Raw genomic sequence first — 23,635 nt, forward strand, 5'->3', positions numbered from 1 at the left:
ATCAAACAAAAGCTTACAACCATTCGTTATAAATACTGAAAAACTATAACGAATAATACTTCGCACCGATTCAGCTTTGTACGTTTGTGTATCGGAAACAAAACCTTATTTTTGAACCTCATTTCGCAAAAACGTAGAAAGTTTTTAACGATTTCTATCTCTTTTTGGAAGATTAATAACAAACTGCTAATAGAATTAAATTCATGGCAAAGAAGGTCTCGAAAATCGGAGTTCTAACTTCCGGTGGCGATTCTCCCGGTATGAATGCCGCCATCCGTGCTGTTGTGAGAACGGGTCTGTATCATGGGCTGGAAGTATTTGGCATCATGCGCGGCTATGCCGGCATCATTGAAAACGATATTGTTCCGATGCACTCCCGCAGTGTGGCCAATATCATTCAGCGTGGCGGAACGGTGCTGAAAACAGCCCGTTGCAAAGAGTTCCTTTCTCCCGAAGGCCGTCAGAAAGCCTACAATAACCTGAAAGCCCTGGGCATCGACGGCCTGGTAGTGATCGGTGGTGATGGTTCTTTCCGCGGCGCCGATATCTTCAGCCGCGAATTCGATATCCCCTGCATCGGATTACCCGGAACCATCGATAAAGACATTGCGGGAACCGATTTCACCATCGGTTTCGATACAGCTGTAAACACCGCTGTTGAAGCCATCGATAAAATCCGCGATACCGCAGACGCACACGACCGACTCTTCATCATCGAAGTGATGGGCCGCGACGCCGGCTATATCGCCCTCCATAGCGGCATCGCAACAGGAGCTGAGCACATTCTCATCCCCGAACGCAAAACCGATATCGAAGAACTGATTGTATCACTGCAGGAAAAAGAAAGACGCAAGAAACTCGTGAACATGGTGGTGGTTGCCGAAGGCGAAGAATTCGGCGGCGCCAATGAACTGGCTAAAGTGATCAAAGAAAGACTTCCATCGGCAGACACACGCGTTTGCATACTCGGACATATTCAGCGCGGCGGATCTCCTACCTGCATGGACAGGCTGATTGCCAGCCGCATGGGCTACGCAGCCGTGGATTGCCTCATCGAAGGCAAACACAATGTAATGGTAGGCATCGTAAACAACCGCCTTCAGTACACACTGCTCGAAAAAGCCGTGAAAAGCAAACAACGCATCGGTGAAGACTGGATCAAGATGGTGAAGATCCTCGCCAGCTAACCCCGTAACATATTTGAACAAGGTGAAAATCTAAACTAAACAAATGGCTAGAGACATTACTAAATATCTGCATGGCGAAATGAACAAAGCCGCAGGTAAGGACCATAGCACCCATCGTACAAAGATTGTAGCTACTGTTGGTCCGGCTTGCGACACATACGAGAAGTTGCTCGAACTGGTGAAAGCAGGTGTTAACATCTTCCGTCTGAACTTCTCTCACGGAAGTCAGGAAGATAAAGCGAAGATCATCGGCTTTATCCGTGAGATCAATAAAAAAGAACCCTACAATATTGCCATCCTCGGCGACCTTCAGGGACCAAAACTCCGTGTTGGTGAAATCGAGAACGGCGCACTGCCCATTGTTCCCGGCGACATCCTCACTTTCTCTTCCAAAGAAAAAGTAGTAGGCACCAAAGAAAGGATCTACGTTTCTTATCCAAACCTCCACGAAGATGTTGAGATCGGCAACAAAATCCTCATCGACGATGGCAAGCTCGAAGTAGAAGTGGTAGACGTTACCAAAGACGGCGATGTAAAAGTGAAAGTAACGTATGGCGGTACTCTCCTTCCCAAGAAAGGCGTTAACCTGCCCGATACCCGCATCTCACTGCCATCCATGACCGAAAAAGACATTGCCGACCTGGCTTTCATCATCGAGCAGGAGCTCGACTGGGTGGCACTTTCATTCGTTCGCAAAGCAGAAGACATTGTAGACCTCAAGAAAAGGCTTGCAGAAAAGAATTCAAAAACCAAAGTGATCGCCAAGATCGAAATGCCTTCGGCACTGGTTGATCTCCGCAATATCATTATCGAATCGGATGGTGTGATGGTTGCCCGCGGCGACCTCGGTGTTGAGCTGCCGGTAGAGAAAGTACCTATGGCGCAGCGCGACATCATCCGCAAATGTATCCACCGCGCCAAACCCGTTATCGTAGCTACCCAGATGATGGAGAGCATGATCGACCGCGTAAAACCAAACCGCTCCGAGATCACAGACGTAGCCAATGCCGTTCTCGAAGGCGCTGACGCAGTAATGCTCAGCGGCGAGACTGCTACCGGCAAACATCCTCCCCTCGTTGTGGAAACCATGCGCAAGATCATTCTCGAAGTGGAAAGAACCGAATACCGCTACAACCGCGAAGACGATCTCAAACCACAGCCTCACTCTCCCAGCTTCCTCAGCGATGCAGCCTGTTACAACGCCTGTAAGCTGGCCGACGACACACAGGCTGATGGCCTCATTGGCATGACGCAGAGCGGCTACACAGCCTTTATGCTCAGCAGCTATCGCCCGAAAGCGCCTCTGTATATTTTCACGAAGGAACGTTCTCTGGTGAATCAGCTGAGCCTCAGCTGGGGCGTACGTGCCTTCTTTTATGATGAAGAAGAAAGTCTGGATGAGATCATCCACGACCAGCATAAGATCCTTAAAGAGCGCGGATTTGCGAAAACAGGAGATGTTATCGTTAACACAGGTTCTACCCCAGTAAAGGAGCACCTGCCTACCAACGTGATCAAGATCACAAAGATAGTCTAAGCATAGACGTGATGAAATACAGATCCGGTGCAGCATGCTGCACCGGATTTTTTATTGTAGCTGTTGCTTTTGTTTTTACCGGCCGCAAAGGGATATGAGAATCCGTCTGAAAAATGTGCCGGACAGAGTTGTATCTCCGATAGACTTTTGTTGGGAGGATGGAACAATAGAATATATTTCAAAGCCTGTGCAACACATTTTAAGGACGGGATTATCATATCCCATTGCGGCCTGACCGCTGATTGTGCAGATTTTCAGCACCTTTGCTTTGGGGCTGATCGTTAAGTAACGTTGCCCAACAACCGCTCTCAGACGGAAACCCTTACGCAGTTGCACATGCTGTAACCGGGCAGCAATGGGTGTGAGCAATCCAGGCCTTAAAATGTGTTGCGCAAAAGCCTGGTTGTATTCCGCTGCCCAATCCGGTCCCATACCAGTTGATCTGTGATTCTACACTGCCGGGCACATTTTTCAGCCGGATTGATCACAACCCTTTGCTGCCCGTGCATATCAATCACAACAATTGTTATACAGCCCTTAACTCTTCGAGTGTTCTTTTGATCTCTTCTGCATCTGCCATGAACACATCTCCGGTATCTCTGATCTCCGGATTCTGATACGTAACGGCAGATTGAATCAGCTTCTTCGCTGATGTATGAAATTCGTTTGCACCCGTTGCCTGTTTCAGTGCACGGATATTCGATGCCCGCACACCCGCTCCCGGCATGATGATGATGCGGCCATCGGCCTGCTCAATCAGTTGCTTCAGCAACGCAGCGCCCTGCGGCGCAGTAGGCTGATGTCCGCTGGTGAGTATTCGCTCGCATCCGCAGCCGATCAGCTCTTCGAGCGATTGGAATGCATCGGGCGTACTGTCGAACACCCGATGACAAGTCACCTGCATCGGCCATGCCCATTCAACGATGCGCTTCATGCCATCGGTATCGATTCGTCCGTCTGCAAGCTGCACTCCGGTGGAGATGCCTTCGCAGCCGATGGATTTGCACAACAGAATGTCGTGACGCATAATGCGCCACTCATTATCATCATATAAAAAATCTCCGCCGCGCGGACGGATGATCGGATACAATTCTATGCTCAGTTTTTCACGCGTAAGCTTCAATGCGCCAGCACTTGGCGTGATGCCACCTTCAGGCGCACTGGCACAGAGTTCTACGCGTGCAGCTCCCGCCTCCTGTGCAATAATGGCCGACTGAATATTGTATGCACAGATCTCCAGCACCGAGCTGGTTATTGTTTGTTCTACTTCCATTTGCTTTCTGCTTCGTAAATTTTTTCTTCTTTATTGCTCTTCACAGAATAGGTGAATCCTTTCTGCAATGCATATGCGCCGTATTGTCCTTTTTTGTTGATCGCCAGAAAGCCCACCTGAATGGTCTTCGCTTTTTCTGGATTGCGCTTGATAAGCCGCTCTACCGCTGCTTTACAGGCCTCTTTGGGATTGTACCCCTGACGCATCAGCTCTACTACAAGATGTGAACCAACAATGCGGATCACTTCTTCTCCAACTCCTGAGGAAGTGGCTGCACCTACTTCGTTGTCTACATACAATCCCGCTCCGATGATCGGTGAATCTCCTACCCTGCCGCGCATTTTGAATGCCATGCCACTGGTGGTGCAGGCTCCGCTGAGATGGCCTTTCGCATCCATCGCCAGCATGCCGATAGTATCATGATTGTATGGCCCTCCGGGAAGATTTTTTGCATTCTCGATATTCATCACCGGCTCATACTTCGATTCTTTCAGCCATTCTTTCCAGGCTTTCTCCGATTCGGGGGTGAGCAGGTTTTCTTTCTGAAATCCGTTGGCCAGCGCAAACTGCAGAGCGCCATCTCCGATGAGTACAACGTGTGGTGTTTTTTCCATCACCAGCCTTGCCACCGCAATGGGATGAACGATGTGCTCAAGTCCCATCACAGATCCGCATCTGTATTGTTCATCCATGATGCAGGCATCGAGCGTAACATGCCCTTCACGATCGGGCATGCCGCCATATCCTACAGTATGATTATTGGGATCAGCTTCGGGGATCTTCACACCTGCTTCTACTGCATCGAGTGCAGATCCGCCACTGCCAAGGGTTTTCCAGGCTTCGGCATTGGCTTCCTTACCAAAATCCCAGGTGGAGATCACAATGGGATCGTTGATTACAGGTGAATGATTTGCTGCGAATAGATTTTTCCCTGCGAGCGCAGCAACTGATGCGGCGGCAGAACGAAACAGGAATTTCCTGCGTGTACTCATGTGATGTTTTTTATGATCTGTGGACGATGTCTATTGTCGGTTCTCCATAAACTGACGGAGACTTTTCTTTGCTTTCTTTCTGATGGGATTCTGAATAAATCCGCTCCATCCCAGCAACAGGCCAGGTAACCCCAATGCCTGCTTGCTCCATTTGTATAAATCGAAGCTGTCCATATGTTCGATGAACAGCCCATCCCTGAAACGGAAATCTGCTTCCACAACATTGATCACTTTTCTGCCTGTACCTGTGAAAGTGTACTCGGCTACCCATCGGCAGGAGCCGTACTCTTCGTCTTCATTCAGTTTTTCAGAATCAAGATTGCTGACTGTTACACGAAGATCTGTTGCACGCTTGCAGAGCATCTCCCACATGGCTTTCACTTCTTCAAAGTTCAGGTTCTCGAACACAGGATCGTAAAAGATCACATCGGGATGATAACATTCCGCCATCGTCCGGTAATCGCGCCTGTTGAGTGCCGCATAAAAGTTTTCTATCAATTGTTCGTACCGTTGCATACATTTCCGGGGATTATCTTGGTCAACTTAGCTATTTTTAGGCCACTAAAAATACGGTTTACCATGAGAAAATATTTAGCTCTGATCATTGCCTCTTGTCTGGCTCAGGCAGGGCTTGCGCAACAGTTTGCGCAGGACTCCACCTGGATCCTGAACAATTATACCAAAAAAGAATTTCAAATCCCCATGCGGGATGGTAAAAAACTGTTTACCAGCGTATATCTTCCGAAAGATGCTACAGAAAAGCATCCTATCCTCTTCACCAGAACGCCTTACACGGTTGCACCTTACGGAACGGCCTTCAGTCCCCGCCTCTGGATGCTCGATTACCGCTACTTCGCGCGCGAGAACTACATCATTGTGTTTCAGGATGTAAGAGGAAGATGGATGAGCGAAGGCGAATTTGTGGATGTTCGTCCGTTCAATGCCAATAAGAAAACCAATGATGAAATCGATGAAGCCAGTGATACGTACGATGCCATCGACTGGATGGTAAAGAACCTGCCGGACAACAACGGCAATGTAGGCGTGTTCGGCACCTCCTATCCCGGTTTCTATTCTACCATGGCCGGACTCAGCGGCCACCCTGCACTCAAAGCAGTGAGTCCGCAGGCGCCTGTTACAGACTGGTTCCAGGGAGACGATTTCCACCATAACGGCGCTTTCTGTCTGATGGATGCATTCGCATTCTACGTAACCGCAGGCTTCGGACATCCGCGTCCACAGCCCACTACAGCACGTCCGAATGTAACACTCAAACTTCCTAAGAACGACAACTACGAAACTTACCTGCGCATCGGTGCACTGAAGAATTTCCTTGCACTCACCGGCGACAGCATTCAGTTCTGGAAAGATATGTTCGCACATCCAAACCGCGATGCATTCTGGGAAGCACGTGATGCCCGCAACTCACTGCAACATTTCCCTGCAAACACTGCATCGCTTGTGGTAGGTGGCACCTACGATGCAGAAGACTGCTTCGGTGCATGGAGAACATACGAAGCCATCGAAAAGAAAGCAAAGAACAACAATAAGGTAGTGATGGGGCCCTGGTATCATGGGCAATGGATGATGCAGGATGGCGACCATCTCGGCCATGTTCGTTTCGGCGACAACACTTCACATTATTATCAGAATCAGATCGAGATCCCTTTCTTCAACTATTACCTGAAAGGAAAAGGCGATATCTCTCATATACCCGAAGCATCCGTGTATTTCACAGGAGCCAATGAATGGAAGAATCTGCCGCAGTGGCCGGTAGCGGAGAAAAAAGATCAGCCGATCTACCTGCAGGAGAGCGGATTGCTGAGCTGGAGCAAACCCACGGCCAAAGCCAGTTTCAGCGAATATGTGAGTGATCCTAAAACACCGGTCCCTTACACGGAAGATATTCATTACACACGCACGCGCGATTACATGACGGACGATCAGCGTTTTGCTGCACACCGTTCGGACGTACTCACTTTTCAAACACCTGTGCTCGAAAACGACCTCACACTCGGCGGGACAGTAATTGCCGATCTGCTCGCCAGCATCACTACCACCGACGCAGATTTTGTGGTGAAAGTGATCGATGTATTTCCTGATGATTTCAAATACCCAGGTTTTGTAGACAATACCAGCCGCACAGCAGGTACGGGCGATTATCCAATGGGAGGTTATCAGATGCTGGTTCGTGGCGAGATCATGCGCGGCCGCTTCCGCAACAGTTTTGCAACACCCGAAGCATTCAAGCCAAACAAAGTGGAACGCGTGAAATTCGAACTGCCCGACATAGCACATACTTTCAAAAAAGGCCATCGCCTGATGATCCAGATCCAAAGCAGCTGGTTCCCGCTGTTCGACAGAAACCCGCAACAGTTTGTAGACATCTACAAATGCAGTGATGCAGATTTCAAAAAAGCGAACATTAAGATCCATCACGATGCCGCAAACAGCAGCAGCATTATTCTGCCTGTAATTCCTTAATCATAGCGAGGACGTTGTCCTGATAAATAAATTGGGGCTGACCTTTTGAGTCAGCCCCAATTTATTTTCGCGGGTGCCCAGTCGCTCGCGAACCAATTTGCACCTTGCATCCAACCCGTCGCCCGCGAAGCAATCCACCATTTTATTCTCAGGGTTGACCCCGAAGAAGATTACCTTATAACAAAAAAAAGTGGCCGTCCCGAAAAAGGACAGCCTGACTTACCCTATTGATCGTTTGGTCTAAGGTTATAGAACTATTCTGAAATGAACATCAAAACTATTTGTTCCACCATACACGGGTACCTGCATTATCGTCTCCATCGAGGACTTTCAATGCACTCTGATACCCTGCCTGATTGGCTTCGCGTTCAGAGATCACAAATGGAACGCGTTTGATGAATTGTCCGTTAGGAATTACGCCACCACTGTTATTGATCACAACAGGGAAGATCTTTGGAAAACCTGTACGGCGTTGTTCTGCCCATGCTTCACCAGATTCAGGGAAGGTAGCGATCCATTTCTGAGTGATGATGCGCTCCAGCTTTACAGCTTCAGGAGCAGCGTCGTCCCACTTCGGAGTGATGGTGCTGAGGATCGGGTTGCCGGCATTAACATCGTTCGCAGGGTTTTTAGGATCCACATATGGTCTTGGTGTAGCGTTGCTGTTCAGATAGGCGGTCAGTTCTGAAGCTGCAACACCCCACTGGGAGAAGCTGAGTTTGATACCATTTTCGTATGCTTCTTTTACAGTGCTTACACCTGCATCCGTCCATCCGCGCAGTTTAGCTTCGGCACGCAGGAACCATGTTTCAGCAGCCGTCATCAGTGGCATTTTAGTGCCCAGCGGTGCAATGGAAGAGAATTTGGTATACTCGTTTCCGGTGATGGTGATACCACTGCGGATGCCTCTGTACTGACCTGCAAAATCAGGATCCGTAGCGGGCAGGAAATACTTCTTCATTCTCGGATCTGCATATCCATTGAGGAAAGATTCCATGGATGCATTCATTCTGATATTACCCCAGCCAATGGCAATGATCTCGATTGGATTGGTGATGGTCTTACTGTTGATGATAAAATCCTGCGCATTTGTTTCGAGCAGTCCGTATTTGTTGCCCAGCGCTTTCTCTCCTTCCGTTTTTGCTTTGGCAGGATCGATTTTCGCAATCCTGTTGGCGAGACGGAGGCGGGTGGAATTGAGCAGACGCATCCAGTTGTCGAAGCTTCCGTTATAGGCGAGATCGTTCACACCATAATCGTTCTTGAAACCTTCGGGATTGGCGAGCTGCTTGTCTACAAACGGCGCCAGTTTTGTTTGTGCATCATCCAGATCTTTGAAGAAAGCATAATAAACGTCTTTCTGACTTTCATATGTTACACTTCCGTCTGAATTGATCTTGGAGAAATTGTTGTACACAATTGGGCCGTAGGTATCTGTGATGCGGTGCATGCCCACTACTTTCAGCAATAATGCCCATGCTTCGAACTGAGGAAGATTGTCTTTTGCTGCACGGTTTGCGATGGCTTTCAAAGGAGCCATTACAGCGGCGTAAGCAGTTACCCAACCGGTATTGTTCCACTCATCGATCATCGCATAGTTGGTGTTGTTAACATTGCCTGCAAATGCATTGGGCGTCATCATAAATCCAGACCAGATATCGGAGCCGAGGTTTTTACCACGCTGATATTGCCAGTCGGGAGCGTATTGGTGGATGTTCAGCTGAACCTGGGCAAATTGTTTGAAATCACCTGCCAGGTCTTCTTCGCTGAGTCCGTATGGGTCGGTATTGATCGATTCAAACCTTTTGGTGCAGGAAGCGATCGTAATGCTGCATCCGGCAACCACCCACAAAAGAGCTTTATTGAATGTAAGCTTGCGTTTCATAATTTTTTAGTTGCGTTGGTTAACAGATCAGAATCCTACTTTAAGGTTAAGACCTAAGCTGCGTGTAGCCGGTAATCCGAAAACATCGATACCCTGCAGTCTGTTGCCAGTGCTCATCGATACTTCAGGATCGAATGGTGCATCGCGTTTCAGGAAGAACAGGTTATGACCTACAACAGAGAGGCTGAGATCTCTGATTCCTTTCCATTTCAGCGGTACTACGTAGCCGAGAGATACTTCTCTCATGCGGATGGTAGTAGCATCATAGAGATAGAATTCACCGATACCGTTTCTGCCGCCGATAGCGCTGTACCATTTCTGTGCATCTACTTTGCCAGACCAGTCTTTCCCATCAGTGAGCGTTCCGGAAACATCCACACCACCTGCATCGCGGGCATTGCCTGCGTTTTTGCTGAATCCATTCAGATCGAGTTCAGCTTGTGTAAGGCTCATCACCTTGCCACCGAATCTGCCATCGATGAGGAACGAAAGGGTGAATTGTTTGTAGCGGAAGTTGTTGCTCCATCCTGCTGTGAAATCCGGATTGGGGTTGCCAACGATCTCACGTGTTTTGCCATCGTCGCGGATAGGAAGCTTGGTATCTTTATCCAGCAGTATCTTGCCATTCTCAGCTTTCTTCGCAATAAATGAAATGATGTCTCCATAGCTGCCACCTTCGCGAACTACTGTTCCGAATGTGTTATCGAACGGAGCCAGCAGAAACTGACGGATGGTACCAGGTGCACTGTTCACTCCTTCAGCTTTGAGGTTTACCACTTTGTTCTTGTTGGTAGCGAAGTTCACAGAGGTATTCCACTCGAAATCTTTCTGCTTCACAGGCGCTGCATTCACCATGATCTCCCATCCTTTGTTCTGGATATGACCCAGGTTGAGGAAGAAGGTGGTGAGCCCCGATACGGCCGCTGCTGTTGTTTCAAAATACTGATCGTAGTTGTCGTTCTTATAGTAAGTAACGTCCACACCTAAGCGACCATTCAGGAAACGCCATTCTGTACCGAATTCCAGCGATCTGTTGTCTTCGGGTTTCAGCACTTTTCCGGGGAAAGGCGCCTGCACCACAATTACAGGAAGACCGGTTTGCGGATCGATGGTATAAGCAGGGCGGTTGGATGCGAATGCACGAACACTGTTACCCACCTTTGCATAAGAGCCTCTTACTTTGGCCAGATCAACAAAGGATGGAAGTTTCAGCAGATCGTTCAGCACCACGGTTGCACCAGCTGAATAATAAAGGAAGCTGTTGCTGTTGGTGTTGGAGAGGGTCGAAGACCAGTCGTTACGCGCTGTAAGATCAAGGAAGAGGAAGTCTCTGTAACCAAGTGATGCACTTCCCAGCACAGACTGTGTTTGATATCTTACCACAGACTGATTGCGGTTGGAGTTGGTTCCAAGCACATTCTGCAGGCTGAATACATTGGCGATGCTCAGACCTGTACCTGTTCCGTTCATATCTTTTGCACGATAAGAATCCACTACTGCGAGATCATTTACGCGGGCATCGTTGATAACACCGCCGAATGTTGCATTGAGGGTGAGATCCTGACTGAGCTCTTTGTTGAAGAGCAGGAGGATATCGCCATAGGCTACTTTGTCTTTGCCTCTGCTCCATATGTAACGGCCATTCGCATCTGCAATGGAGTTGTGCGTACTGGCGTAGTAACGGCTTTCGTAATCATCCACCGCAAGGTCGTAGTTGCCACGGGCCTGCACGGAAAGCCATGGAGCCAGTGTGTATTTCAGCGACAGCGATGTGAATGCACGGTCGCGGCTGTCGTCGCGTGTATTGCGGTTGAGGATCCAGTAAGGGTTCTGAGAGAAGTCGTTCCCCTGCTCATCCGTTTCGTAGTTTACATTCCACCAGTTGTGTACATAGAGTCTGCGTTTGGGAGACAATACTTCGAACTGATTTTTGTAGCTGGCGAAATCGAGGTTTCTGGGGAAATAGTACAGACCGATCTGTGGGTTGTTGTAGAAACCAGACACAGGGCGGTTATGCGCCGACTGTTTGGTGAGGGTTACAAATCCATCGACACTCAGTTTCTCATCGAAGAACTTTGCAGTTTCTCTGAAAGTAAATGTGTGACGATTGAATTTTGCTGTTGGAATAACCCCTTTATTGTCGGTATTGCTGTAAGAGAAATAAGTCTGTGCTTTATCGTTACCTGCTGTAAGGGTAAGGCTGTTGATCCAGGTTACTCCTGTTTTGTAGAAGTCGCTGGTGTAATCGCCTTTACCGTTTTTGGCGCCCCATCCGTCCTGATCACCGGCTTTGCCCTGACCATAACTGAACTGAGCTTCGGGTTTCAGCATCACATTGTCCATAGTGAGTGAGCTGCTCACATTCACACGGGCAGTTCCTGATCTGCCTTTTTTGGTAGTGATGATGATAGCGCCGTTGGCAGCCTGACTTCCGTAGAGAGCCGCTGCGGAAGCGCCTTTCAGCACCTGCATGTTTTCGATATCTTCGGGGTTGATGTTGGAGATAGCATCGCCACCATCACGGCCGGGACTACCCGATCCGTTGGACTCACCGAAAACGTTGTCTGGTTGTCCCATCTGCCCGTTGTACATGGGAATACCATCGATCACATACAGCGGAGCGTTGTTCTGTGTAGATTTATTACCGCGCATTACCACTTTCACGGAGCCACCTGCACCTGATGCACTTCTGTTGATGGTTAAACCAGCCACTTTACCGTTGAGGCTGTTCACCAGGTTGGGATCTTTTACTGTTGTCAGCTGCTCACCACTTACTTTTTGTGTGGCATACGTGATGCTGCGCGAACGGCGATTGATACCGAGGGCAGTTACCACCACTTCGTTCAGTTGCGCACCTGACGCCACCAGAGTGATATTGATCACATTCTGATCACCTACTACCACTTCTTTCGCTCCATAACCAACGGCAGAGAACACCAGGGTTTCCCCCTTGTTCACTTCAATGGAAAAGTCACCGGTGGCGCTGGTAGTAGTACCTCTGCGTGTACCCTTCACTGTTACACTCACACCATTAACAGGAGCTCCTGTCGAATCGGTTACTGCCCCTTTCACTACTTCCGCTGCCTGAGCTGCAGTGGAATGCCGCTCATTTTCATTGAATGTAACCGGCGCCAGGTTGTACTCATTTTTTGGGGTTTCCTTCACTGCAAGGATCACGAATGTTTTTTCGTTCACCTTTTTGTATTTGAGACCGGTATTTTCCAATACCTGCGTCAATATCTTTTCTATGTCTGCGCTTTCGTTCTTAACCGGGTTTACCAGTTTTTCACCAAGGCTCTGATCGGAGAACAGAAAGAATACGCCCTTGGTGCGGTTCAGTTCTTTTAATACTTTGAATAAGGTTTGTTGACGACGATTGGTATCGTCCTGATTTCTAATGGCATCGCTTTGCCTGGTGTTGTTCTTGTGCCTGTCCAGATAGGCATACGACTCCTGCGCTTCCGCAGCAGGTAAACACGCCAGTTGTATGCCAAGCACAATCGCAAGAGATCCAGTTCTTAGCTGAAAACTTCTCATAATGCGGCGTTTTTTTAATAGTGATGTTACTGGTTTTGGGTTTTATGAAAATCCAGATCTCCTCCCGCTCTTTTCACTGACCCGGACGGGTGGTGAGGACGTACCACCCATCCCGGATGCCTCACCTGCTGTGTCCCCAACAGCAGGTTTGCATCCTTTTGATCTGTGACGAAACCCGTGCTACTATCTTCATGGCAATAACTTACTTGTCATTGAAAGAGGTTGTGCTTTCAATGCAATAATGTTGTGCTGTCTGATATGCAAAAGAGAGGGCCTGATCTGTAATGTCGCCTATTGTGTAATAATGATCTCTCCGTTCTTTCGTATTACATGGAATTCGTAGAGTGCATCCAGTGCATCCAGCAATACATTCAGGTTATCATTGGGTAAAATACCGCTGATTGGAACATTCCTGCAATTGACGTTGCCGATTGTGACCTTCACACCATAGTGCTCTTCGATCTTTTCCAATGCGATATACAACGGTGTATTATCGAAAAACAATTTCTTTTCTTTCCATGCCAGTACATTCTCTTCGCGGCCTGCCTTTCTTTCGATCTGCTGCTTGTTCACTTCAACAAAATCTCCCGGTACCATCTTCATCGATTTGCCATCTGATGTAAGCAGTGTTACACTTCCTTCGGTGAGCATGATATTGGCCTTATCTTCTCTGTTCACCACATTGAACTGTGTGCCTGTAACTACAATATCAAACTTGCTGGTATGCACTACAAACCTGCTCTTCTCCGGTGTTTTGGCCACATGAAAGAATGCTTCTCCCTTGATCCATACTTCACGTTCCTTTCCTTTTTCCCATCCATGCGTATAGGTTACTTCTGTATTGGCATTGAGTGTAACTTTCGATCCATCGGGCAATTGCTGTTCGCGCATTTCTCCGAATGCAGTCTGCACCAATGCAGGTTTTTCTTCTGTTCTGAACAACCATATCGCCGATACGGCTACTACCACTGCTGCAGCGGCTGTCCACCACCAGCGGGCCAATCTTCTTACAGGAGCTCTTTCTGCAAATGGCATAGCAGCAATAGTTGTTTCCCACTCTTCAATACTGTTCATCAGTTTTTTTTCTGCATTGCTCACCTGTGCTTCGGGCACGGTTTCTTCTCTGATTACCAGTTGATCGAGGTACTCCCTGGCTTCTGCCACCAGTGAGGCCTGGTGCGGATTGGAAGCCAGCCACTGCTCCCATTGTTGACGTCCGGAATTCTCCGACCCGAAATACCAGGCCAGGAACTGTTCGTCTGCGATGATCTCCTCGATATTTGAAAAGTTTTTATCCATAACACAGCGTTATACCGGAAATAAGTGTCCTTACTACCAGATTTGTAATGAAGTTTTTTTTAAATTTTTTTTACCAAAAATTGGTTTTGAGCATTTTTACCGGTAGGTTTACTTGCTTGCTACACCACTACTAATGGACAAAGTGCATATGAAACACCAGCCAGATATTCAGTACTGGCAGAACTTTATCCAGGGTGACCGTGAGGCGCTGGGCTGGTTATTTCGTGAATACTACCCGGACCTTTACCGATACGGTCACAAGATTTGTCAGGATACAGCGATATTGGAAGACTGTATTCAGGAGCTTTTTATTGAGTTATGGCAAAGCAAAAACCCACCTCCCACCATTTCAGTAAAGGCCTATCTGCTCAAGGCCATGAAATACAAGCTGCTCAAAATACTTCGTAAAAAGGGAAATACGCAACTCCATTCAGAAATTTCCGACCATTCGGCATTCGAGATCAGTTATGAAGATTTTATTATAGGAAAGCAGGAATCGGAAGAAAAAACAGGCAAAGTGGTACAGGCATTGAACCAGTTAACCAATCGCCAGAAGGAGATCGTTTACCTGAAGTTTTACCAGAATCTCGGATACGAAGAGATCAGCGAGATCATGAATATCAATTATCAGGTGGCCCGCAACCTGCTCTATCAGGCTGTAAAAGCCATGAAGAAAATTCTGCTCCGGCACTACTCCCTGCTCGCTTTCCTGCTCTGACACGATCATTCGTTAGCATTGTAATTCAGCACATTCGTATATTTTATGCACTCGTTTGCATGAATTTTTATTGCCAAAATATTGTAAGAAGCTGCTAATTTCGTGCAACTTCTAAAAAACATTTCAAGTATGGTTGATTCATTTGAGAAAATCCCGGTGAACATCCACCCGAACCTCAAAGCTGGTTCTGCAGCTGTTGCGCGGGAGATAGCCACCCTCATTCGTAGTAAACAAGCCAGCAAAGAAAACTGTGTTTTGGGTTTGGCTACGGGTTCCACCCCGAAATCTTTGTACGCCGAACTGGTTCGCCTGCATAAACAGGAAGGACTCAGCTTCAAAAACGTAATTACTTTCAACCTGGATGAGTACTATCCGATCGAACACGATGCATTGCAGAGCTACAACCGCTTCATGCATGTAAATCTTTTCGATCACATCGATATCGACCCTAAAAATATTCATATCCCTAATGGAGAGATTGCCAAGGAAGGCATCAAAGCACACTGCATTCAGTACGAAGAACTGATCGACAAAGCAGGTGGCATCGATCTCCAGATCCTCGGCATCGGCAATAACGGACATATCGGATTCAACGAACCCGGCTCCAGCATCTTCAGCAAAACACGCCTGGTTACACTCGATAACTCAACCCGTATTGCCAACTCATATGAGTTCGCTACATTCTCTCAGGTACCGCGTCTCGCCATCACCATGGGCATCAGCACCATCATGAAGGCACGCCGCATCATACTCATGGCATGGGGCCCTGCAAAAGCGCCGGTAGTACAGAAATCAGTAGAAGGCCATGTAGATGAACAGATCCCCGCATCATTGCTGCAACAGCATAACGATTGCTCTTTTGTAGTGGACGAAACAGCAGCAGCTGAGCTTACCCGTTATAAGAGCCCATGGCTCACCGGTGAAATGGACTGGACCCCTGCCCTCGTTCGCAAAGCCGTAGTGAATATGGCATTGAAAGCCGGCAAACCCATTCTCAGCCTCACCAACAACGATTATCGCGATGCAGGTCTCAGTGAACTGCTGGTGGAAGAAGGCGATGCCTACGAGATCAACCTGAAGGTTTACTACATGATGCGCGATACCATCACAGGATGGCCCGGCGGCAAACCCAATGCCAACCTGCCAAATCATCCGGAACGCAGCGAGCCATATCCAAAACGCTGCGTGATCTTCTCCCCTCACCCTGATGATGATATCATCTCCATGGGTGGCACTTTCCAGCGCCTCCACGATCAGGGACACGATGTGCATGTAGCTTACCAGACTTCCGGCAACATTGCCGTTACCGATGAGTTTGTTACACGCTTCATGGACTTCGCGGTAGGGTTCGAAGAAATGTTCGGCATCGATGCTACCAAGTCGAACGAAATTCTCGCACAGGCGAGAGCCTACCTCAAGGATAAAAAAACAAACGAGATCGATACTGCAGATATCCGCGCTATCAAAGGCCTCATCCGCCGTTGCGAAGCAAAAGCTACCTGCCGTTATGTAGGTCTCAGCGACAATAATTATCATTTCCAGAACCTGCCTTTCTACGAAACAGGTACCATCGAAAAGAAACCGATGGGTGAAGAAGATGTGCTGCTCACCATGGAACTGCTTCGCAAACTGCAACCACAGCAGATCTATTGCGCAGGCGACCTGGCCGATCCGCATGGCACGCACAAAGTTTGTCTGGAGATCGTATTCGAAGCAATGCGCAGACTGAAAGAAGCCAATGAACCATGGGTGAAAGATTGCTGGATGTGGCTCTACAAAGGCGCATGGCAGGAGTGGGATATTTCTGAGATCGAAATGGCTGTACCAATGAGCCCCGATCAGGTAATGAAGAAACGCCACGGCATTTTCATCCACCAGAGTCAGAAAGACATGGTTCCGTTCCAGGGATCGGACAGCCGCGAATTCTGGCAGCGTGCCGAAGACCGCAACGCCAATACAGCCGGACTCTACGCGCAGCTTGGTCTCACCAAGTATGCAGCGATGGAGGCATTTGTAAGATGGCATTACTAAACTGATCATTGCAATCAGCATATATGCACCGGTACATCACCGGTGCATTTTTTTTGCAAGTAATTCTATAGCTTTCCATTACAAAACAATAAAAGAACAACCTCAACTAACCGTTGAGGCGTTCTTTATTTAACCTACTGCAAAGACGAAATTGATTTGCGGAGCCGCCACCATGCAAGACCGGTAAACAATCCGATGGTGAGCACAAACGGCAACAGCATATTTAACCAGTTCAGATTAACTTCTTCAGAAAAATACTCCATGCCAAACCGGTGCCAGTCAACACTCTTCACCGGAGCATTATCGAAGATCAAAGGATAAAAGAACAATCGCTTCTGCTCATGAAATGCAGCAGCACGCTGCAAAAAGAGCAACTGATTGCGCAGTCCGGAACCCGCAATGGAATTCAGCTGATGCTGTGCATGCAATGATGGGAACCATCGTGCAATGGATGCGCTGGCATCTTCGCGCTGATGCAGTTTACGATACATGGCATCAGTGTGTTCACGCGCATCATCATCACCCAGTTGCTGCATCGCGTAGTACCAGAGCCAGCTGAAAGAAGAATCGGGCTGTCCATATTTTTTGAATTGAGGATAATGCCTGTAGAATTTATCCAGGGTTGGTTGCTGATCCATATCCCATTTCTCGTGATAGCCCTCCCGCTGCTCCACAACCGTTGCCATTGCCTCAGGCACTGCATATTTTTTCACCAGAAAATTGTTCACAGCACCGGGCACCACAAATACCAGCATGATCCAGATTCCCAGCAATGCAGCGGCACTCACATTGGAGTTTTTGCCCAGAGACACAATCCATCCACTGATAGCAAACCAGCTGAGCAGATACATTAGTGCAATCATCGCTGCGGCAAAAAATGCAGCATCGATCGGAACAGGAACCACCACAGCCGCAAACATTAAAAGTGTAACCAAAGCACCCGCAACCACAGCAATCCGAACCAGCAGTTTCTGCCACAAAACCCTTACTGGCCTTGAACTTTGAGCCGACACCAATTTCCAGGTGCCAAGCTCCTTTTCTTCCGACAGCAGATTGTACGTGAATGCAACTATCAGCAAGGGGAACAGATAGATGAGCACAAAATTGAAATCGAGATTGCCCGCCAGCAGGCTGGCCGGATTGAAGAGATCCGTATCGTATCGCTGGTTCTCCAGTCCACGGATGGTGAGACTCTGAACACCGCTGTTTACATCGCGTTGCCCCATCGACAATGCATTCAGTGCCGATGTTTCATTGGCCAGTCCGAAACGCAGGTAATACAACAGCAGGCCCATTTCTTTTTGAAAGAACTGCACATTCCGCTGAATATGCTGTTGCTGCTGCAATTCGGTCATTGCAACGGATTGCTGCTGCTTTTTCAGATGCTGCCTTCCGGTGAAGATGCTGATGCAGCCTGTGAGCAGAATGATCATCAGTCCGGCTATCGCCAGCCTCGATCTCAAAAAACTAATGAATTGTAATCTGAACATATGCTAAACAGATTTAAACTTTCCGGAAAAAATCAATACCACCAAAGTCAATCCCAGCACCCAACCGAGTAGTGCAGAAACCGATATCCATTCCTGCCTTAAAACTTCACTGTGCGACAACGGCCTGAAATCCAGCGCAGGCAATGATTTCCAGAACTCACGACTGATCTGCTGACTAGCCTTCTTATCGTTGCTGATGAGTTTTATCTGCAACTCATTCATGTGCTGTGCAAGCCTGTATCTGTAGTCTTCCGCCTGTTGCTGAAAATGCGTGTAACTGATGAAGTCTGTCCCACTCGATGCCATCGAAATATTGCGCAGTGCAATAAACGGATCGATGAAGGAGCTGATGGCAGATACCCTGTTTTGTTGCGAGTAGATCTGCATCAGGTTTTTCAGATGGCGATTGTAGATCTCAGCACTGATCCTTTCACCTTCTCTCATCTGAAATCCGCTGTAGTTGAAGCTCAGCTGCTGTACGGAATCGACCTGATTGGCGCGGAGCACAGAATCTTTCAGCGCTTTGTAGTATGGATCATCGGGATCGTGACTATCACCTTTTTTGATCAGTTCTTTTTCGATGCCCGATTCAAATGCAATGCGCGAGGGCGCAGGATGCAACCATCCTCCAATGGCCTGTGTTGTTCTGGGAGTGATGATGGTAAACAACAGCCAGATACCGATCAGTGAAACCAGCGACAGTTTTGCTGTTCGGCTGATACCAGAGATCAACACAGCAACCAAACTCACGATGGCGTAGTAGAGCAGAAAGAACAACATCAGCCAGCCGATTCTGCTCAGCACATCTGCCGATGCTTCACCAATTGCCATGCACACAACCAGCAGCAGCGCTATCACCGGCAAAAGAAATACCATAGCTACAGCAAGCAGCCCTATGGATTTCCCGAAGATGATCTCTTTCCACGAAGCGCCCTGGGACAGCAATATTTTCAATGTGCCGTTTTCTCTGTCGCCCGCAATGGTGCTGAATCCTATGAAGAAGAGGACTAGCGGAAGAAGCACCTGCAAAATCATGGCAATGCTGATCTCACCAAACCGGAGCAAACCTGTACTCATACCGGCTTCGGAAAAATTGGCGCTGTTCTGTTTATGCGCTTCCAGAAAAATAATATTACCGGTATAACTTTCCATCCCCAGATCAAAAAAGCTGAGCGGGTGTTTGGGTCTGATGGCGAGATAACCGTAATGAGCCATCCGGTGCGGATGTTTGTCGGGCATCTTCTCCCAGTTATGCCGAACCTCACGCTCGTAGGTTTTACGAATTGCTGTTTGCTGCGTGTAGGCTGATAATCCATTCCATGTTGCATACACAATAAGCATGCTTAGTACACACATCAATACTTTATTCGCCCTGCCTGCAAAGGCTTTTGAAAATCCCTGCCGGGCAAACAGGAACAATGTATTTTTTCGCATACAAATGTTTATCAGAATTTATAAGTGGCCGTGAACATCAGGCTCCGCGGAGATCCGGGGAAAAGACGCAGATAACTTTGTGCGCCCAGCCACCAGGTTTCGTTGAGCAGATTATTTACATTCAATGCCAGCTGGATATTGCTTTTCGCCGGCTGATAGTACAAAGCCATATCGAGCAATGTATACGCAGGCACAGTAAACGCGCGGGTAAACCAGGGAACTTTATTGCCGCTGTATTGCAGTCCAAGCCCGATACCCAGGTCTTTGAACAAACTATTGCCGGAGAAATTATAGCGCGTCCAGAGATTGCCGCTATGGAATGGTGTGTTCTGTTTGCGTGCACCTTCGAGCGCAGCATCTTTTTCTTTGATGATCCGTGCATCGATATAGCTGTAGCTCGCGTTCACCTGCCATCCGGGTAAAACAAATCCAGCAACTTCAATTTCGAATCCACGACTTCTCTCCTCCCCCCGCGTTATGAGAGAATCAGGATATGCAGGTATGTTCGCATTGATGAGAATATTCTGCTGCCCGATCTCATACACAGCCGCACTTACACTGATGGTATTATCGAAGAGTTGTGCTTTTGTTCCGAACTCTTTCAGTTCGCTGAGTAATGGCTCAAAACGTGCACCAGGCTTGAGACTCCCGGTGTTTGGCATCAGCGTAACCGTGTTGGATTGTGGTTGAAACCCTTTCATAAAACTGGCATAGAAGTTCAAGTCTCTGGTGGCTGACCATGTGAGCCCCACTCTCGGCAGCAACGCAGTGTTGCTGGCTTTGATGGTATTGGGAGATTTGTAATTGGTGATATCTTCAAACCATTCTTTACGCAGGCTCAGCAATAAGGTAAAAGGTTTCCATTGCAACATCTCCTGCACATATACAGCCTGTGTAGTTGTCAGCGCAGCCGGCAATGCTGTTCTGTTATTGAATACATAATCGCTGCTATTGCGAATGAAATAATCGGACCTGTTCAGATCGAAATGTGGTACGTTCGGTTTGGGCAATGTAAGATTTCCGTATGCGACAGTTTGATACTCTGAAGCACGTACGGGGTCGAATGCTGCGGCCACCTGCCCGTTCTTTAGCATAAATCCTCGTGCTGCGTTTTGTCCTCCGCCTTTTAGCTTTTGCCATCGATGCAGATCGTAGCCAAACAGCAATGTATGTGTGATGGGACCGGTAGAGAAACGAAAACTGATATAACTGTTAAGATTATCCGTATTCCATGTTTGCCGTCTTTGAACGAATTGCATTGCAGCCAAAGAAGACACCGGGTTATTGTTGATATCGGGACCAAATGCATTGGTGGTGCGGTGTTCCTGCAAATCCTCTTTCCATGTTTGTTTCATGTACGAGAGGTTCAGTGCGATGCGATCGCTGAATTTATGCGAGAAGTTCCCCATCAGTATCAATTCTTTTGAAATGAAATGATCATCCGCACCTGCGAGGTTGAGGCTGATGGGCGTACTTTTCAGATCTGTTGCGCCTGCTACTGCTCCGAAGATGGGTTGACCTCTGTCCAGATTTCCATTCATGCTGCTGATGATCAGCTCGGTGTTCAGCGAGGTTCGCGCATCGGGCACCCACGAAAAAGAAGGAGAAAGCAGGAACGATTTATTGCCCACCAGATCGCGGTAACTTTTTGCTTCCTGATAAGCGCCGTTCAATCTGTAGAGTAATTTCCTGTCTTTGCTCAGCGGTCCTGTAAAGTCAAGCGCACCGCGAATAGTGCTGAAACTTCCGGCCGATAAACTGATCTCTCTTCGTGCAACCGGTAATGGTTTCTTTGTAACGATATTGATGCTGCCTCCGGGATCAACACTGGAGAATGTGGCGCTGGCCGGACCTTTCACCACTTCCACCCTGTCGATATTTGCAGTGAGTGGTTGCAGAAAATAATACTGGCGCGTACGCATGCCATTCACAATTTGTCCTTCCTCATTCTGACTGATGCCTCTTATCGAAAACTGATTGTAGTAACTCGATGGGATCACTCCACTCGCCATCTTCGCTGCATCGGACAATTGAAATGCATTGCGATCGGCAATCAGTTCTTTGGTGATCGACGATACTGCCTGCGGTATCTCTCTGTTCGGAACCGCGAATTTTGTAGCGCTGAAAGAATAGTCACTGCTGTATTTGCGGGATGTTCTGCCCACCACTTCGATGGCCTGCAGTTCTTTGGGAATCGACGTAAGCCTTATCAGCATTGAATCCTGTTCAGTCGAAGCAACAACAATTCCACTCCATGTTTCAAATCCCATGGCAGATACCTGCAACCTGCAGTTCGATCTGGCGGATATTGTCAGTTGAAAATACCCTTGTTCATCGCTCACAGTTTTAAGTTCTTGCTTCTTTTGCAGCATTAAGATGATGGCTCCGGGAACCGGTTCGCCGCTTTCTGCAACCACACGTCCTGCAAGCGGAGTTTGTGCCCTTGATGCAAAACTGATCAGCCAGCAACTGATAACGCAGAAAAAATATTTCATGTTGATGAATCGGTTTTAGATGGTGCGGAGATAGAGTTGCTGCAATTCGCTGGCGGAAATATCGTGTGTAGCCACAGTGTGCACAAGCGTTCCCTGACGCATGATGCCGATTCTCGCACCCACATTCACCGCATTGAAAATATCGTGTGTTGCCATGAAGATGGTTTTACCATCGGCTGCCAGTTCTTTGCAGATCTGCGTAAAACCATCAGTAGCCTGCGGATCGAGACCGGATGTAGGTTCGTCCATCAGAATGGCATCTGCATTCTTTGCCAAAGCAATGGCGATGCCTACTTTCTGCCGCATGCCTTTGGAGTAGGCTCCAAGTTTTTTCGCCTGCGCATCCTGCTGTAATCCGGCTTTCAGCAGAAAGGCGCGCAGCTCATCTTCCGTATACCTGAATCCTGCAATGCGGCTGAAGAAATCGAGGTTTTCGATACCTGAAAGATTTCCATACAACTGTACTACTTCGGGTATGTAGGCCAGTGCCCGCCTCACCTCCGCATCACTGCGGGAGATCTCTCTTCCATTGATCAATGCCGATCCTGAACTTGGTTCAATGAAACCCAGAAACAAATTGATGGTGGTGGATTTTCCTGCGCCATTCTGGCCAAGCAGACAAAATACTTCCCCCTTCTCAACCGATAAGTTGAGATTGCTCAGCGCAGCAATACCATTGTACTGCCTGCCAAGCGAGATCGCTTGCAATACTGCCATGATGTTTTGATTTTGAAATGTATCAGGTAGAAAGCAATACAGGCAGACGGATCGCCTGCTGCATGTTGCTCAGAAAAGAAAATGCATTATGCCACCGAAGGAGGCCCTTTGTTGGAAAGCCAGTACCAGAGCGGATCAGCAACCGTGAGCTGATCAAATGCTTTCAGTACCGCATATTGTTGTGGAAAGAAAACAACGGAGAAAGATGCATCATCTGCGTACACAGAATAATGATGCGAACAAACAGAACAATCACCTCCTTCAGCATCCACCACTGTTTTCGAAATTGCAGCAAATGGTGAAGTAAGTTTTTCGGTACGCAACTGCCTGTCTGCATGATGATGCCATAACTGTACCGGCGTTGCAATGAACGCATACAACGCAGTGAGAAAAACTGCAAGAAGGAACCGGTATCGTTTGCGGATGTTCAAATTTTATTTTGCATCAATGTTGCAAATATAGAGGTAATCAGTATTCCTCCAACACCCGTTCAGATATTTTTTAGAATTGCATACATCATCAAAAAAAAACAGGACTGCCTCTTCCGAAACAGTCC

The 23,635-nt window shown here is 47.9% G+C and carries 16 protein-coding genes; 5 read left to right on the plus strand and 11 right to left on the minus strand.

Going from position 1 to position 23,635, the window contains the following annotated elements; genetic code table 11:
- Positions 1–203: 203 nt before the first annotated feature.
- Together pfkA and pyk are read left to right on the plus strand one after the other, a co-directional pair.
- The gene (gene pfkA / locus HHL16_RS14900) at positions 204–1,187 is read left to right on the plus strand and encodes a 6-phosphofructokinase (RefSeq protein WP_169425979.1); all 984 of its coding nucleotides are present in this window, start codon (positions 204–206) and stop codon (positions 1,185–1,187) included.
- A 43-nt stretch (positions 1,188–1,230) separates the two neighbouring features.
- A complete protein-coding gene (gene pyk / locus HHL16_RS14905; RefSeq protein WP_169425980.1) occupies positions 1,231–2,724 on the plus strand; it encodes a pyruvate kinase in 1,494 nt (497 codons plus the stop codon).
- A gap of 526 nt (positions 2,725–3,250) precedes the next feature.
- Here the strand turns inward: pyk and HHL16_RS14910 are convergent.
- From HHL16_RS14910 to HHL16_RS14920, 3 genes are read right to left on the minus strand one after another with little or no spacing between them, the layout of a single operon-like run.
- The gene (locus HHL16_RS14910) at positions 3,251–3,997 is read right to left on the minus strand and encodes a copper homeostasis protein CutC (protein WP_206022434.1); all 747 of its coding nucleotides are present in this window, start codon (positions 3,995–3,997) and stop codon (positions 3,251–3,253) included.
- The gene (locus HHL16_RS14915) at positions 3,988–4,989 is read right to left on the minus strand and encodes a N(4)-(beta-N-acetylglucosaminyl)-L-asparaginase (protein WP_169425981.1); all 1,002 of its coding nucleotides are present in this window, start codon (positions 4,987–4,989) and stop codon (positions 3,988–3,990) included. Before HHL16_RS14915 ends, HHL16_RS14910 begins: the two co-directional genes overlap by 10 nt.
- 30 nt (positions 4,990–5,019) lie before the next feature.
- Entirely contained in the window at positions 5,020–5,505 is a 486-nt protein-coding gene (locus HHL16_RS14920; protein ID WP_169425982.1) for a nuclear transport factor 2 family protein, read from the minus strand.
- Positions 5,506–5,568: 63 nt separating this feature from the next.
- On the opposite strand from HHL16_RS14920, the gene HHL16_RS14925 reads away from it, so the two are divergent.
- Positions 5,569–7,473 carry a CocE/NonD family hydrolase gene (locus HHL16_RS14925; RefSeq protein ID WP_169425983.1) on the plus strand — a complete coding sequence of 635 codons (1,905 nt, stop codon included), beginning with the start codon at positions 5,569–5,571 and terminating at the stop codon, positions 7,471–7,473.
- Positions 7,474–7,750: 277 nt separating this feature from the next.
- Here HHL16_RS14925 and HHL16_RS14930 read toward each other — a convergent pair whose 3' ends face one another.
- The 3 genes from HHL16_RS14930 to HHL16_RS14940 form a co-directional block, all read right to left on the minus strand.
- Positions 7,751–9,358, minus strand: a complete 1,608-nt coding sequence (locus HHL16_RS14930) for a SusD/RagB family nutrient-binding outer membrane lipoprotein (RefSeq protein ID WP_169425984.1) — start codon at positions 9,356–9,358, stop codon at positions 7,751–7,753.
- A gap of 27 nt (positions 9,359–9,385) precedes the next feature.
- Positions 9,386–12,895, minus strand: a complete 3,510-nt coding sequence (locus HHL16_RS14935) for a SusC/RagA family TonB-linked outer membrane protein (protein WP_169425985.1) — start codon at positions 12,893–12,895, stop codon at positions 9,386–9,388.
- 291 nt (positions 12,896–13,186) lie between these two features.
- Positions 13,187–14,194, minus strand: coding sequence for a FecR domain-containing protein (locus HHL16_RS14940; RefSeq protein ID WP_169425986.1), 1,008 nt, complete (start codon positions 14,192–14,194; stop codon positions 13,187–13,189).
- A 133-nt stretch (positions 14,195–14,327) separates the two neighbouring features.
- On the opposite strand from HHL16_RS14940, the gene HHL16_RS14945 reads away from it, so the two are divergent.
- A complete protein-coding gene (locus tag HHL16_RS14945; protein ID WP_169425987.1) occupies positions 14,328–14,912 on the plus strand; it encodes a sigma-70 family RNA polymerase sigma factor in 585 nt (194 codons plus the stop codon).
- Positions 14,913–15,041: 129 nt separating this feature from the next.
- Positions 15,042–16,943, plus strand: coding sequence for a glucosamine-6-phosphate deaminase (gene nagB, locus HHL16_RS14950; protein WP_169425988.1), 1,902 nt, complete (start codon positions 15,042–15,044; stop codon positions 16,941–16,943).
- Between the two features lie 134 nt (positions 16,944–17,077).
- Here the strand turns inward: nagB and HHL16_RS14955 are convergent, their stop codons facing one another.
- The 5 genes from HHL16_RS14955 to HHL16_RS14975 form a co-directional block, all read right to left on the minus strand.
- On the minus strand, positions 17,078–18,433 hold the full coding sequence (locus HHL16_RS14955) for a DUF3526 domain-containing protein (protein WP_169425989.1): 1,356 nt from the start codon (positions 18,431–18,433) through the stop codon (positions 17,078–17,080).
- A gap of 3 nt (positions 18,434–18,436) precedes the next feature.
- Positions 18,437–19,867, minus strand: coding sequence for a DUF3526 domain-containing protein (locus tag HHL16_RS14960; RefSeq protein ID WP_169425990.1), 1,431 nt, complete (start codon positions 19,865–19,867; stop codon positions 18,437–18,439).
- Positions 19,868–19,878: 11 nt separating this feature from the next.
- Positions 19,879–22,362: a TonB-dependent siderophore receptor gene (locus HHL16_RS14965; protein WP_169425991.1), complete on the minus strand. Its 2,484-nt coding sequence runs from the start codon at positions 22,360–22,362 to the stop codon at positions 19,879–19,881.
- Positions 22,363–22,377: 15 nt separating this feature from the next.
- Positions 22,378–23,079 carry an ABC transporter ATP-binding protein gene (locus tag HHL16_RS14970; protein WP_169425992.1) on the minus strand — a complete coding sequence of 234 codons (702 nt, stop codon included), beginning with the start codon at positions 23,077–23,079 and terminating at the stop codon, positions 22,378–22,380.
- A gap of 86 nt (positions 23,080–23,165) precedes the next feature.
- A complete protein-coding gene (locus HHL16_RS14975; RefSeq protein WP_169425993.1) occupies positions 23,166–23,510 on the minus strand; it encodes a hypothetical protein in 345 nt (114 codons plus the stop codon).
- Positions 23,511–23,635 lie beyond the last annotated feature (125 nt).

Origin of the sequence: Pseudoflavitalea sp. G-6-1-2 (genome assembly GCF_012927185.1) — a bacterium.
Taxonomy (GTDB): domain Bacteria; phylum Bacteroidota; class Bacteroidia; order Chitinophagales; family Chitinophagaceae; genus Pseudobacter.

Coding starts and splice junctions, on each gene's coding strand:
- pfkA (WP_169425979.1), top strand. CDS start 204: ATGGCAAAGAAGGTCTCGAAAATCGGAGTTCTAACTTCCGGTGGCGAT.
- pyk (WP_169425980.1), top strand. CDS start 1,231: ATGGCTAGAGACATTACTAAATATCTGCATGGCGAAATGAACAAAGCC.
- HHL16_RS14910 (WP_206022434.1), bottom strand. CDS start 3,997: ATGGAAGTAGAACAAACAATAACCAGCTCGGTGCTGGAGATCTGTGCA.
- HHL16_RS14915 (WP_169425981.1), bottom strand. CDS start 4,989: ATGAGTACACGCAGGAAATTCCTGTTTCGTTCTGCCGCCGCATCAGTT.
- HHL16_RS14920 (WP_169425982.1), bottom strand. CDS start 5,505: ATGCAACGGTACGAACAATTGATAGAAAACTTTTATGCGGCACTCAAC.
- HHL16_RS14925 (WP_169425983.1), top strand. CDS start 5,569: ATGAGAAAATATTTAGCTCTGATCATTGCCTCTTGTCTGGCTCAGGCA.
- HHL16_RS14930 (WP_169425984.1), bottom strand. CDS start 9,358: ATGAAACGCAAGCTTACATTCAATAAAGCTCTTTTGTGGGTGGTTGCC.
- HHL16_RS14935 (WP_169425985.1), bottom strand. CDS start 12,895: ATGAGAAGTTTTCAGCTAAGAACTGGATCTCTTGCGATTGTGCTTGGC.
- HHL16_RS14940 (WP_169425986.1), bottom strand. CDS start 14,194: ATGGATAAAAACTTTTCAAATATCGAGGAGATCATCGCAGACGAACAG.
- HHL16_RS14945 (WP_169425987.1), top strand. CDS start 14,328: ATGGACAAAGTGCATATGAAACACCAGCCAGATATTCAGTACTGGCAG.
- nagB (WP_169425988.1), top strand. CDS start 15,042: ATGGTTGATTCATTTGAGAAAATCCCGGTGAACATCCACCCGAACCTC.
- HHL16_RS14955 (WP_169425989.1), bottom strand. CDS start 18,433: ATGTTCAGATTACAATTCATTAGTTTTTTGAGATCGAGGCTGGCGATA.
- HHL16_RS14960 (WP_169425990.1), bottom strand. CDS start 19,867: ATGCGAAAAAATACATTGTTCCTGTTTGCCCGGCAGGGATTTTCAAAA.
- HHL16_RS14965 (WP_169425991.1), bottom strand. CDS start 22,362: ATGAAATATTTTTTCTGCGTTATCAGTTGCTGGCTGATCAGTTTTGCA.
- HHL16_RS14970 (WP_169425992.1), bottom strand. CDS start 23,079: ATGGCAGTATTGCAAGCGATCTCGCTTGGCAGGCAGTACAATGGTATT.